Annotated in this window: 11 protein-coding genes; 7 read left to right on the top strand and 4 right to left on the bottom strand. The window is 66.0% G+C overall.

What is annotated here, in order from left to right; genetic code table 11:
• Nucleotides 1–828 (bottom strand): ABC transporter transmembrane domain-containing protein (locus Q7T84_RS03595; RefSeq protein ID WP_304806336.1); only part of this gene is annotated, 828 nt, incomplete at its 3' end.
• Between the two features lie 392 nt (nucleotides 829–1,220).
• Between Q7T84_RS03595 and Q7T84_RS03590 the strand changes: the two genes are divergently transcribed.
• Nucleotides 1,221–2,639, top strand: coding sequence for a serine hydrolase (locus Q7T84_RS03590; protein WP_304806335.1), 1,419 nt, complete (start codon nucleotides 1,221–1,223; stop codon nucleotides 2,637–2,639).
• A gap of 136 nt (nucleotides 2,640–2,775) precedes the next feature.
• Here Q7T84_RS03590 and Q7T84_RS03585 read toward each other — a convergent pair whose 3' ends face one another.
• Together Q7T84_RS03585 and Q7T84_RS03580 are read right to left on the bottom strand one after the other, a co-directional pair.
• Nucleotides 2,776–3,561 (bottom strand): DUF1365 domain-containing protein, encoded by a 786-nt coding sequence (locus Q7T84_RS03585; protein ID WP_304806334.1) that lies wholly within the window; start codon nucleotides 3,559–3,561, stop codon nucleotides 2,776–2,778.
• Complete coding sequence (locus Q7T84_RS03580) at nucleotides 3,558–4,883, bottom strand: NAD(P)/FAD-dependent oxidoreductase (protein ID WP_304806333.1); 1,326 nt, start codon at nucleotides 4,881–4,883, stop codon at nucleotides 3,558–3,560. The genes Q7T84_RS03585 and Q7T84_RS03580 overlap by 4 nt, the downstream gene beginning before the upstream one ends.
• A 130-nt stretch (nucleotides 4,884–5,013) precedes the next feature.
• Here Q7T84_RS03580 and Q7T84_RS03575 point away from each other — a divergent pair, with 130 nt between their 5' ends.
• The 4 genes from Q7T84_RS03575 to Q7T84_RS03560 all read left to right on the top strand — a co-directional run bounded on the left by Q7T84_RS03575 (nucleotide 5,014) and on the right by Q7T84_RS03560 (nucleotide 9,131).
• A complete protein-coding gene (locus Q7T84_RS03575) occupies nucleotides 5,014–6,054 on the top strand; it encodes a cyclopropane-fatty-acyl-phospholipid synthase family protein (RefSeq protein ID WP_304806332.1) in 1,041 nt (346 codons plus the stop codon).
• The gene (locus tag Q7T84_RS03570) at nucleotides 6,048–6,464 is read left to right on the top strand and encodes a DUF2177 family protein (RefSeq protein ID WP_304806331.1); all 417 of its coding nucleotides are present in this window, start codon (nucleotides 6,048–6,050) and stop codon (nucleotides 6,462–6,464) included. Before Q7T84_RS03575 ends, Q7T84_RS03570 begins: the two co-directional genes overlap by 7 nt.
• A gap of 192 nt (nucleotides 6,465–6,656) precedes the next feature.
• Nucleotides 6,657–8,243 carry an AMP-binding protein gene (locus tag Q7T84_RS03565; RefSeq protein ID WP_304806330.1) on the top strand — a complete coding sequence of 529 codons (1,587 nt, stop codon included), beginning with the start codon at nucleotides 6,657–6,659 and terminating at the stop codon, nucleotides 8,241–8,243.
• Nucleotides 8,244–8,345: 102 nt separating this feature from the next.
• A complete protein-coding gene (locus Q7T84_RS03560; RefSeq protein WP_304806329.1) occupies nucleotides 8,346–9,131 on the top strand; it encodes a nucleotidyltransferase domain-containing protein in 786 nt (261 codons plus the stop codon).
• Here the strand turns inward: Q7T84_RS03560 and Q7T84_RS03555 are convergent.
• The gene (locus Q7T84_RS03555) at nucleotides 9,128–10,033 is read right to left on the bottom strand and encodes a LysR family transcriptional regulator (RefSeq protein ID WP_304806328.1); all 906 of its coding nucleotides are present in this window, start codon (nucleotides 10,031–10,033) and stop codon (nucleotides 9,128–9,130) included. The genes Q7T84_RS03560 and Q7T84_RS03555 overlap by 4 nt on opposite strands.
• Nucleotides 10,034–10,153: 120 nt before the next feature.
• Here Q7T84_RS03555 and Q7T84_RS03550 point away from each other — a divergent pair, with 120 nt between their 5' ends.
• Together Q7T84_RS03550 and Q7T84_RS03545 are read left to right on the top strand one after the other, a co-directional pair.
• Complete coding sequence (locus Q7T84_RS03550) at nucleotides 10,154–10,852, top strand: TorF family putative porin (protein ID WP_304806327.1); 699 nt, start codon at nucleotides 10,154–10,156, stop codon at nucleotides 10,850–10,852.
• 108 nt (nucleotides 10,853–10,960) lie between these two features.
• On the top strand, nucleotides 10,961–12,124 hold the full coding sequence (locus Q7T84_RS03545; RefSeq protein ID WP_304806326.1) for a DegT/DnrJ/EryC1/StrS aminotransferase family protein: 1,164 nt from the start codon (nucleotides 10,961–10,963) through the stop codon (nucleotides 12,122–12,124).
• Nucleotides 12,125–12,205: the final 81 nt, after the last annotated feature.

The raw sequence follows: 12,205 nt of genomic DNA, 5'->3' as shown, positions 1-12,205 counted from the left end.
CCGGAAGCGCAGGGTGATGCGCTTGTAGGAATAGGCCAGGGCGTCCACCGAGGCCTGGTCGAACTTGGCCATCTCGAAGGCCTTGCCGGCGAAGGCGCGGACCACGCGGATGCCCTGGAGATTCTCCTCCATGGTCAGGGTCAGCTGCGCCATCAGCTCCTGGAAGCGCAGCCAGGTGACCCGCAGCAGGAAGCCCATGCGGCCGAGCGCCAGGGCCGAGAAGGGCACGAAGGCCAGGCCGATCAGGCCCAGGGTCTGGTCGATGGCCAGCATCTGCCACGAGGCGAAGACCAGCAGCAGGACCAGGGTCAGGATCGGCATCAGGCCGCCCTGGATGAAGACCCGCGCGCCCTCCAGGTCGAGCATGCCCCGCGTGATCAGGTCGCCCGAATGGATGCGGTCGTGAAAGCCGAACGACAGCCGCTGGAGTTGCTGGAAGAACCGCAGCCGCAAGTCATAGCCGACCCGCTGGCTGACATATTCGCCGAGGTAGCCGGACATCATGGTCAGCAGCCCGCGGATCACCGTGGCGGCGATCACCAGCATCGCCGTGCCCCACAGGGCGGCCTGCGCCTCGCCGGCGTGGGCCGCCCCGCCCTCCAGCAGCATCTGGGCCTGGTCCACGGCGGCGCCGAACAGCCTCGGCAGGGTCAGGCTGGCGACCGCCGCGCCCAGCGAGCAGCCGATCGCGATGGCCATGCGGCCCGGGTAGCGTAGCGAAAGCGCCGTGATCCTCTGCAGCACACGCGGCATCTCGCTGACGTCGACCTTGATAGAGCCGGAGTCAGAGGGTCCCGCACCCCGCCGGGAGGGGTGTGACTCACTCATCAGAAATTCCATCTTCAAGTATGGAAATCATTCTGAGGCGCCGTCCCAGCACACGCCAGAAGTGTTTTGACGTATCCGGAGAATATTCCCGAACCGAAGCGGCGCTGAACGATCAAAATCATTGGGCTTTCGCGCGCCCTCTCGATTTGGACCAGAGTTTCTATCCGCGCCGTTTAGTGGGTGGATAGCCGCCATTGTCCTGGTCTACCGAGCGCGGATTTTCTAGCCCAGGCTCGGCCGTTCCTGAGGCAGGGGGGCCGTCGCGATATGGGCGCTGAATCTTGGACGATTTGGGGGATTGTCCAGTGTAGGGAGAGCCAGACGCCTACGCCTTAGGCTCGGGCTGAACATTAAAGCTCAGGCGCACACTTGCCCGAAGGACCGAAGTTCGAATGCTCGCCGTCTCTCTCGCTGCAGCGGTGGCTGCATGCCAACCGGCGGCGACCGCCCTTACGCCTGCTCAGATAGCCTCCGTCGATCGCTACGTCGAAAGGGAGATGGTGCGCCAGCAAATACCAGGGCTTGCGCTAGGCGTTTATCAGCACGGTCAAGCGGTGCTGCTCAAGGGCTATGGCCTCGCCAATGTCGAGCATGCCGTACCCGTCACCGCCGACACGGTGATGCAGTCTGGCTCCATTGGAAAAACCTTCACGGCCGCCCTGGTGATGAGGCTGGTTGAGAACGGCAAAATTCGCCTCGATGACAGCATACGTGCGCACATGCCTGATCTGCCCACATCTTGGAAGCCGATCACGATTGCGCATCTCCTGTCTCACACGTCAGGTCTCGGTGAGTATGACAGCCCGGAACTCACGAGTGACGGTGGCCCCTTCGACGTTCGCCGCGATTTCTCTGAGGATGAGTTGATCCAACGGGTCGCCGCGCTCCCGCTAGCCTCCGCGCCGGGAGAAGTCTGGGCTTATCGCAACGCCAACTATCTCGTGCTCGGCGTGCTGATAAGGCGTGTGACGGGAAGCTTTCATGGGGACATGCTGAAAAGGGAAGTATTCGACCGCCTGGGCATGTCTTCCTCGCGGGTCATCTCCGACAGTGAAATCGTGCTGCATCGCGCCGCCGGTTACCAACGACGGGGTGGCCAATTGTATAATCAGAACTGGGTTTCGCCGACCTTCAACTCGACCGCCGACGGGACGCTCTACTTTACCGTTCGCGACCTCGAGAAATGGGATCGTGCCCTTTGCGACAACAACCTGCTCAAACCCGCGACGAAGCAACAGATGTGGACACCGTTTCCTTTCGGCGGAACCGCGCCCCGCCAAGGCTATGGTCTGGGATGGTTCGTGCGGGATGACGGAAACGCGCGCGTGGTCGAGCACGATGGCGCCTGGCAGGGTTTCACCTCCTACTTCGGCCGCTACCTCGAAGCGGGCCTCAGCGTCGCCGTTCTGACCAATCTGGACGCGGACCATAGCCAGCCGGATCATATCGGGCATGTTGTCGTCGGCCTGATTGAGCCGGCGCTGATGCCTGCGACAGCGGCCGCCATCGAAGACGATCAATCACAACTGACTCGATCGCTGTGGGCTTACTTCGGCGAGGTCGTCAGCGGTGAAAGGGCGACGGGTTCATATGCGCCGTCCGCGGAAGAGGTGGCCGATTTTCGAGAACTGCTGCCGGATGGGTGGGAGGCCGCCGCGCCATCGCTGATCGCGCGTCGCATGGAAGGGACGGAGCTGATCTCAACTTACAGGATCGGCCCTGCTGGAAACACCCGGCGGCTAATCGCAGTGAGTGATGCGAACGGCCAGTCCACGGACTTCGTAGTGCTGCACGACCCCGATAATCGGTAGTCTTCTGGCGGTCTCGTCCGGCGGCCAGCAGCGGAAGCTAGCCCTCGATCCCGCGACGAGCGCGCGTTCGGCTACCGCAAACGGACAACAACCGCCCGATTTTCGAGTGATCAATTTCGGACCGTGACAGCGGCTTCTAGGCCGCGGTGGCGCGCGCTCCGCGGACCACCGTGACGGAGGTCGCCGGCGGCGCCGGACGCGCACGCAGCCGCCCGCCCTTGCGCCAGATTTTCAAGGCTTCCCAATGGATCGCGGCCATGACGCCCAACGTCATCAAGGGGTAGCCAAGCCAGGCGCGCAGCAACGAGGCGTCAGTCAGTTCTCGACGCCGGCCTGAGAACGCCGCGCCCATCACATGGCCATCGGCGTCATGCACATCGACGATGATCGAGACGGCGTCGCCCGGCGGCCGGATCCGAAAGGCGTAGGCCAGGTCCATGTCCATGAACGGCGAGACATAGAAAGTCTTGTCGCAGGTTTGCATGATCGGCCCGCGCCCCTCGACCGGGATCAGATAGATATGGCGCTCGCCGAAGGTGTTGGTCACCTCGTAGAGGATCGCCGACAACGCCCCGTCCAGCCGGTGACAGAAATAGACGGTCAGCGGATTGAACACGCCCCCCAGGATGCGCGGCATGCACAGCATCTTGACCGGCCCGCCATGGGCGATGGCGGCGTCCGCCAGGTGCGCCTCGACCTGGGCTTTCAGGCAGCGCCCCGAGCCGTCGAGGTGGTCGGCCTCATGGAAGCTGGTCAGGGCGAAGCGCCGGTGCGCGAACAGACGCAGGGCGCCGTCCAATCGCCCGAGCTCGTCGAGATCGAGCAGCAGCATGAAGACGCGGTAGCGCATCCGGTGGACGCGCGGCTTCAGCCGCGCATGGGTGACCGCGCCGAGATAGAGCCCCGACGCGAGCCCGGTCACGCGGCCCGCTCGCGCGCTGGCGCCGCGATCTGGATACGGCCGGACTCGGCCTCCACCCGCCAGGGCCGCCGTCCGCCGCCCATGGCCTCGGCCACCGCCAGGCCCGATTGCAGGGCGTCCTCATGGAAGCCGTGACCGAAGTAGGAACCGCAGAACCAGGTCCGCCGCACGCCCTGCAACGACCACAGCTCGCCCTGGGCGGCGATCGCCCCGGCGTCGAACAGCGGATGGTCGTAGACGTCGGTGTGGATCACCTTGCCCGGCGCGATCTCGCGCGTGGGATTGAGGGTCACGAACAGATCGCCCGCGTCGCGGATCGATTGCAGCCGGTTCATCCAGTAACTCACGCAGCCCTCCCCTGGCGCCTCGCGCCGGCCGATGTGGTTCCAGCTTTCCCAAGCCGCCTTCCGCCTCGGCATCAGGCGAGCATCGGCGTGCAAAACGGCAAGATTACGGTGATATTTGAACGCAGACAGCAGCCGCCGCTCCTCGCTGTCGGCGTCGTCCAGCAGCGATAGCGCGGTGTCCCCATGGGTGGCGATCACCACCTGATCGAAACGTTCGACCCGGCCGCTCGCGTCGCGAATATCCACGCCCAGAAGGTCGCGGCGCACGGCGCTGACCCTGGCGCCGATTCGAGTTTCGCCCTGGAAGGCGGCGGCCAGCTTGGCGACATAGGCGCGGCTGCCGCCGCTGACCGTGCGCCACTTGCCGCGCCCGAACAGGCTCATCATGCCATGGTTCTGGAAGAACCGGATCAGGGCGGCGGCCGGATAGTCGCGAATCGCCCCCAGCGGCGTCGACCAGATCGCGGCGGCCTGCGGCAACAGATGGTCGTCCCGGAAGGCCTGGCAGTAGCCCTTGGTCTCCAGGTAGTCCTCCAGCGAGGTCAGCGGCGTCTCCAGGTCCGCCAGGTCCTTCGGGCCCTGCCGATAGAACCGGCTGACGTCGCGCAGCATCCCCCAGTACCGGGCGCTGAACAGATTGCTGGCCTGGGCGAACAAGGCCCCGGACGAATATTCGAAATCGCCGTCGTCCAGCGAGACACTCAGCGCCATGTCCGCCGGACGACTCTCCACGCCCAGATGCTTCAGCAGAGCCGTGAAGTTCGGATAGTTCGGCTCGTTGAAGACAATGAAGCCGGTGTCGACCGGGACCGGTCCCTTGAGGCCCGGCGCCTCGACGGTGTTGGCGTGGCCCCCGACCCGCCCGTCGCTTTCGAACAGCGTCACCTCATGACGCTGGCTCAGCAGCCAGGCGGCGGAAAGTCCGGCGACGCCCCCGCCGACCACGGCGATGCGCGACTTTGGGGTGCTGGTCAAAGGGTCGTTTCCTCAAGGCTCCGGCGGACCACCCCGCCTGGCAGGAGCTACGGCGCGGGCGCCTCGCCGGATGCATCCGGCGGCCCACCTGGCCCGTATCCCTGGAGAACACCGCAACCGAGAGACCCGAATGAGCCTGGTCGCATCCGCCATCCACGCCTTCGAAGGCGCGCCGCTGCCCGACGTCATCCGCCGCGCGGCGGTCGGCCTTCTGGTCGCCAACGCCCGTCGCAATCTGGAAGCCGCGCCAGGCGCCGCGACTCGTTTCGCCCGCGACATGGAGGAACGTCCGATCGCCGAGCACGCCGCTTCGGCCAATCGGCAGCACTACGAACTCCCCGCCGCCTTCTTCCAGGGCGTGCTGGGTCCCCGGCTCAAATACTCGTCGGGCCTGTTCACCTCGGGCGCCAGCACCCTGGCCCAGGCCGAGGAGAGCGCCCTCGCCGAGACCGCCGCGCACGCCGATCTGCGGGACGGCCAGCATATTCTCGAACTCGGCTGCGGCTGGGGCTCACTGTCGCTCTGGATGGCCAAGACCCTGCCAAACGCCCAGATCGTCTCGGTCTCCAACTCGGCCAGCCAAGGCGATTTCATCCGCGAACGCGCGCGGGCCGAGGGCCTGGCCAACCTGAGGGTCATCACCGCCGACATGAACGACTTCGAGGCCGCTCCCGCCGCCTTCGACCGCATCGTCTCGGTGGAGATGTTCGAGCACATGGCCAACTGGCGCGCCCTGCTCACCCGCGCCAAGGTCTGGCTCAAGAGCGATGGCCGGCTTTTCCTGCACGTCTTCACGCACTGCCGCACGCCCTATCGATTCGACGTGAACGACGAGGCCGACTGGATCGCCCAGCACTTCTTCACCGGCGGCGTCATGCCCAGCCACGACCTGGCCCGCCAGTTCCCCGATCTCTTCGAGGTCGTCGCCGACTGGCGCTGGAGCGGCGAGCACTATGCCCGGACGGCGGAGGCCTGGCTCGCCAACTATGACCGCAACGCCGCGGAGATCCGGCCGATCCTCGCCCAGGTCTACGGCGACCAGGCGCTGCTCTGGGGCCGCCGCTGGCGGCTGTTCTTCCTGGCGACCTCTGGTCTGTTTGGCCATCGCGGCGGGTCCGAATGGGGCATCAGCCACTATCTGATGCGCCCGGCGGGAGAATCGCCATGCTGAAATACCTCGCCGCCTATCTGGGCGCGGGCCTCGCCTTCGCGGTGATCGACGCCGTCTGGCTGACCACCGTGGGGCCGAAACTCTACCGGCCCGCCCTGGACGACGTGCTAGCCGACCAGTTCAACCTGCCCGCCGCCATCGCTTTCTACCTGGTGTTCATCGCCGGCGTGCTGATGCTGGCCATCCTGCCGGCCGTGCGCGAAGGCGTGGGATGGACGCGAGCGCTCGCCAACGGCGCGATGCTGGGTTTCGTGGCCTACGCGACCTATGACCTCACCAACCAGGCGACGCTGAAGGTCTGGTCCCTCAAGGTCACCCTCACCGACATCGGCTGGGGAACAGTGCTGACGGCCTGCGCGGCCGCCGCCGGTTTCGCCGCCTACCGCTGGACAGAGAGCCGCCTGGCCTGATCCGAGCCGCGTTCGGATCGCGCGCGCCGTTGTCGGGCGCGCAATCGCCTGTCATGGTAGGTTTCCGAAACGGAAACGGTCACCCTCGCCGCGCATATTTCGCGCCGCGATCGCCGACGAAACGCCGTCTCGGACCATAGAAAAAAGAGCCGCGTGTTCCGTTCCTCCGGTCACCGGCGACGGGAGGATTTGATGGAAGATTTAAAAGAGCGCTTGAGCCTGGACGAGGCCCTCGAAGCGGCGGCCGCCAATGGCATGACCACGGCGGTTTGGGCCAAGGTCCACCCAAACAAGGCGGCGGTCGTCGATCCAGACGGCAAGGTTACGACCTTCGCCGAGATCAACGCAGCGGCCAATAAGCTCACACGCCTCTTCCGTCAGCACGGCCTGGGCGCCGGCGACAGCCTGGCCCTGGTCTGCTCCAACCGCGCCGAGTTCGTCGCGGTCCAAGCCGCCACCCTGCGGTCAGGCCTGCGGATCACGCCGGTCAACTGGCACCTGACCACCGACGAGATCGCCTACATCATCAATGATTGCGAGGCCAAGGTCCTGGTCGGCGAGGCCCGCGTGGCCAGCCTGCCCGCCGCCTCGGCCCAATGCCCCGGCGTGGTGCTGAGGCTCGCGGTCGGCGGATCGATCGAAGGCTTCCAGGACTATGACGCCGCCCTGGCCCCGCTCGACGGCTCCGACATCACCGATCCGGTGCTCGGCAACCAGATGATGTACACCTCCGGCACCACCGGCCGGCCGAAGGGCGTCTTCCGCCCGGCCGCGGTGGTCACGCCCCAGGCGATGTACGCCATGCGCGGCTACGATCCGGCGACCTCCATCCAGCTCTGCGCCGGCCCGGCCTATCACGCCGCGCCGCTGGCCTTCGACATCCGCGCCGCCATGGGCGCCGGCGTGCCGCTGCACTTCATCGACAAGTGGGACTCCGAACTGGTCCTGCGCACCATCTCCGAACAGAAGGTCACGCACCTGCACCTGGTGCCGATCATGTTCCAGCGTCTGCTCGCCCTGCCGCCGGAAGTGAAGGCCAAGTACCCCGTCGACCACGTCAAATACATCGTCCACGGCGCGGCCCCCTGCCCGCCCGAGGTCAAGCACGCGATGATCGAGTGGTTCGGCCCGATCCTGTCGGAATACTACGCCGGCTCCGAGGGCGGCGCCGGCTTCGCCATCACCTCCGAGGAGTGGCTGAAGAAGCCCGGCAGCGTCGGCAAGCGCCCGGCCCTGCTGCAGGTCCGCATCCTCGACGAGGAAGGCAATGAGCTGCCCCCCGGCACGCCCGGCGGCATCTATCACCAGCTCCCGCCCGGCGGCGGCTTCACCTATTACAAGGATGAAGCCAAGACCAACTCCAACCGGGTCGGCGACTTCTTCACCATGGGCGACGTCGGCTATTTCGATGAGGACGACTACCTGTTCCTCACCGGCCGCAACGCCGAGACGATCATCTCCGGCGGGGTGAACATCTACCCGCAGGAAGTCGACAACGAGCTGATCAAGCACGAAGCCGTGGCTGATAGCTCCACCGTCGGCATCCCGCACGACGAGTGGGGCGAACAGGTCCGCGCCGTGATCCTGCTGAAGCCCGGCTACCAGCCGTCGGACGAACTGGCCCAGGAGATCCTGGCCTTCGGACGCCAGACCCTGGCCGCCTACAAGGTCCCGCGCGGCCTCGACTTCGTCAGCGAACTGCCCCGCTCGGAAGCCGGCAAGATCCAACGCAACAAGGTCCGCGCCCCCTACTGGGAAGGCCGCACCCGGCAGATCTAGTCCGCTGAGCCTTGTGATCTGAACGCACGGTGATGCGGCGGCGAAATCGTTTGCCGCCGCATCACCTGCGCCCCACGCTCCCGCCAGTCTGGGAGCCTCCACATGACCGACGAACAGCAGGCCCTGCTCAAGCGCCTGACCGCCGCCCTGGCCGCTGATCCCAGGGTTCACGCCGCCTGGCTCGGCGGCAGTCTGGGCCAGGACGCCGGCGACGCCTGGAGCGATGTCGATATCGTCGTGCTGGTCGAAGAGCCCAACCGCCCCGCCTGCATCGCCGACTATCGCGCCACCCACCCCGGCCTCCCGCCATTGGTTCTGAGCCACGTCGTCTACGGGCGGGTCCTGGCCGCGATCACTCCCGACTGGGAACGGTTCGACCTCAGCTTCCTGACCGCCGGCGAATTGCCCTCCCAGGACGGCGCCGCGCTTAAGCTCCTGCTGGGTGATCCTGCTCTCACCCCGCCGCCGCGCATCCAGGTTCCAGGCGCGCTCCAGCCGCTCGGCCCGCTCGTCACTGAGTTCCTGCGCGTGCTTGGCCTGGCGCCAGTGGCCGTCGGCCGGGGCGAATGGCTGACCATGCAACAGGGCGTCGAACTTCTGCGCCACATGCTGATCGATCTCATGCTTATCGAAAACGAGGTCCCGCCCGGCTCGCGCGGCGCCAAGCGCCTCAACGCCTTCCTCACCGACGACCAACGCGCTTGGCTAGAAGCCCTGCCGCCGCCCCTGGCCGAGCGCGAGGCCCTGATCGCCGCCAACGCCGCACTCGCCCGCCAATTCCTAGCCCGCGCCAAACCCCTGGCCGCCAAGCTCGGCGCCTCTTGGCCCACGGCATTTGAAGACGCGACGCGACGGCATCTGAAAGTTACGCTGTCGTTGGAGATCTAGCCCACCGCCCGCCGCGCCTGGTCGAGGAACCAATCCACGCCAGCGTCCTGCGCACCACTGCGCCGCAGCGCCGAAATCTTGAAGCTCAGCGGCTCGAACGGCGGGTCCAGCACCTGTAGCCCGAACATTTCGGCATGCCGTTCGGCCAGCTTCCGCGGACAGGTGGCGATGGCGTCACTGGAGGCGACCATCACCAAAGCCGTCAGCCACTGCGGCACCGCCGCCACGGCGGTGATCACTTCGCTGGTCGGCCAGCGGGTGTCGCCGCCCGACTCGCTGCCGGAGATGGCGTAGACGTGGCCGATCTCGGCATAGGCCTGAAAGTCGATCTGGCCCTTCACCCGCGGGTGCCCCTTGCGCGCGGCGACGCAATATCGGTCCTCGTAGAGCAGTTCGGACTCGAACCCTGGCGGTTCGGGACTAAAGCGCCCCAGCGCCAGATCGACTTCGCCTCGGCGCAAAGCCTCCAGCGCCTGGGCCTGGGGCAGAAAACTCACCGAGAACATCGCGCGCGGCGCAGCCTCTTTCAGGGCCGCGATCAGCCGGCCGCCGATCAAATCGGTGACGAATTCCGGGGCGGCGATGGTGAAGGTCCGCGTGCTGACCGCCGGATCGAAACCTTGTTCGCCGCCCAGGGTCGCGCCGACCAGCTTGATCAGCGCCTCGACTTGCGGTCCCAGCTCCAGCGCCCGTTTGGTGGGCGTCAAGCCATGCGGCTTGCGGATGAACAGCGGATCTTCGAACAGGTCGCGCAGCCGCGTCAGGGCATGGCTGACCGCCGACGGGCTCAGCCCGAGCACCTCAGCCACCTCGGCCGCCTTCCGGCGACGTAGCAACTCGTGGAACACGAGCAACAGGCCGCCGTCCAACCGCCGAACATGATTGATATCGAATTCACTCATGAAGCGATTTCAGTACATCGCAATTCAATGATCACCTAGCTCTTTCGCCGACAGAGCACCTCGGGCGGCAAAGGCGACGACATGAAACATCTGGGGAATTCGCGCGCGCTGCGGAGTGGTTTGCTGATTGTCGCCCTGCTCCCCGCGGCGGCCCAGGCGCAGTCGAGCCGAGGCGCCATCATCACCTCGATCAATGTCGCCAGCGAGTACCGCTACCAGGGGGTCAGCAATTCGAACCGCAATCCAGTCACACAGGCCTCGATCTACTGGTGGCGGCCCGACAACTTCTACGCCGGCCTGTTTCTCAGCGGCGTGGACTTCGACGACCCAGGCCACACCTCCTACGAGGTCGATCTCTATGCCGGTCGAAATTTCGACCTGAACGAGAAGAAAACCCGCATCACGCTTGAAGGCATGTTCACCGCCTTCCCCGACGAACATGTCTACGGTCCCACCTACAATTTCTTGCAGGCCAAGGTCGCCGCCCGTCACACGCAGGACAAGCTCACCCTCGGCGTCCTGACCAGCTATGTGCCGGAGGCCTCCTACGGCTCGGGCGTCGCCTGGCGGGTCGAGGGCGAGGCGGCTTACGCCTTGACGCCGAGCCTCACCCTAAAGGGAGGAGCAGGCCGGCGCTGGATCGAGCGCGGCTATGACCGCAGCTATTGGAACCTCGGCGCCGTCGCGACCTGGAAGACGCTGGCCCTCGATGTCCGCTACGTGGACACCAACCTCAGCCGCGCCGAATGCGGCTATCGCGACTGGTGCGCGCCGGCCGTGGTCGGCACGCTCACTGTCAACCTGCCGCCGCTGTACTGAGGCGGGGCGCGCAATGACCCGCTCCGAAATTTTCCGAAAACAACCGTGTGTGGTTTCGCTAGAGTCCGCGTGTCATGAAGCGCGCCGCTTCACTTCGCGGAAATTCCCATGCCGATCCCGTTCATCGACCTGCAAGCCCAACGCGCCCGCCTCGGTCAGCCGTTGGAAGATGCGATCCTCAAGGTGGTCCGTTCGGGGGCCTATGTCATGGGGCCGGAAATCGGCCAGTTCGAACAGGCGCTCGGCGAGTTCGGCCAAGCGCCGTTCGTGCTCTCCTGCGGCTCGGGCACCGAGGCGCTGCAACTGCCGCTGATGGCCTGGAATATCGGACCCGGCGACGCGGTGTTCTGCCCCTCCTTCACCTTCGCGGCGACCGCCGAGGTCATGCCTCTGGTCGGCGCCAGCCCGGTGTTCGTCGACGTCCTGCCTGACACCTACAATCTCGATCCCGCCAAGCTCGACGCCGCCATCGAGGCGGTGAAGGCCGACGGCAAGCTGACGCCCAAGGCGATCATCGCCGTCGACCTGTTCGGCCAGCCCGCCGACTATCCGGCGATCTCGGCCGTCGCCAAGAAGCATGGCCTGAAGCTGATCGCCGACAGCGCCCAGGGCTTTGGCTGCACGCTGAACGGTCAGCACCCGATCCATTGGGCCGACGTCACCACCACCAGCTTCTTCCCGGCCAAGCCGCTCGGCTGCTACGGCGACGGCGGGGCGGTGCTGTGCAAGGATGAGCGGCTGCACGACATCCTCGTCAGCCTGCGCGTCCACGGCCAAGCCGTGAAATCGGACCTGGTCGGCAAGACCTTCGACCATGACCCCAAGTACCTGAACCTGCGCATCGGCATGAACAGCCGGATGGACACCATCCAGGCCGCTGTCCTGCTGCAGAAGCTGACCATTTTCGAGAGCGAGATCGAGGCCCGCAACAAGGTCGCCGAGCGCTATGCGGCGGGCCTTTCCGATGTCGTGACCGTACCGAAGGTGATCGACGGCGGGGTTTCGGTCTGGGCGCAGTACACCATCGAAACCGCCGACCGCGACGGCCTGGTGGCGCATCTGAAGAGCCAGGACGTGCCGAGCGCGGTCTACTACCCGATCCCGATCCACAAGCAGGGCGTCTATTCGGTCTATCCGACCCCGGGCGGCCTGCCAGTGACCGAGGCCAAGGCCGATGTGGTCATGAGCCTGCCCATGCACCCCTACCTGACCCCCGACCACCAGGACCAGGTCATCGCCGCCATCCGCGCCTATGTGAAGCGCAACGGCTAGCGCCGCCCCATTCCTCTCCCTCGGGAGAGGTTAGGTGAGGGGGCGGCGCGCAGCGGCGCTATACTGGCGGAAAATCAGCAC

The organism is Phenylobacterium sp., from assembly GCF_030654915.1.
GTDB lineage: Bacteria > Pseudomonadota > Alphaproteobacteria > Caulobacterales > Caulobacteraceae > Phenylobacterium.
Note: the sequence above shows the minus strand (reverse complement) of the source record. Positions and strands in the feature narration are given on the sequence as shown.

What these genes read in the sequence shown, in the direction of transcription:
- Q7T84_RS03590 (WP_304806335.1), top strand. Translation starts at nt 1,221, where the DNA reads ATGCTCGCCGTCTCTCTCGCTGCAGCGGTGGCTGCATGCCAACCGGCG.
- Q7T84_RS03575 (WP_304806332.1), top strand. Translation starts at nt 5,014, where the DNA reads ATGAGCCTGGTCGCATCCGCCATCCACGCCTTCGAAGGCGCGCCGCTG.
- Q7T84_RS03570 (WP_304806331.1), top strand. Translation starts at nt 6,048, where the DNA reads ATGCTGAAATACCTCGCCGCCTATCTGGGCGCGGGCCTCGCCTTCGCG.
- Q7T84_RS03565 (WP_304806330.1), top strand. Translation starts at nt 6,657, where the DNA reads ATGGAAGATTTAAAAGAGCGCTTGAGCCTGGACGAGGCCCTCGAAGCG.
- Q7T84_RS03560 (WP_304806329.1), top strand. Translation starts at nt 8,346, where the DNA reads ATGACCGACGAACAGCAGGCCCTGCTCAAGCGCCTGACCGCCGCCCTG.
- Q7T84_RS03555 (WP_304806328.1), bottom strand. Translation starts at nt 10,033, where the DNA reads ATGAGTGAATTCGATATCAATCATGTTCGGCGGTTGGACGGCGGCCTG.
- Q7T84_RS03545 (WP_304806326.1), top strand. Translation starts at nt 10,961, where the DNA reads ATGCCGATCCCGTTCATCGACCTGCAAGCCCAACGCGCCCGCCTCGGT.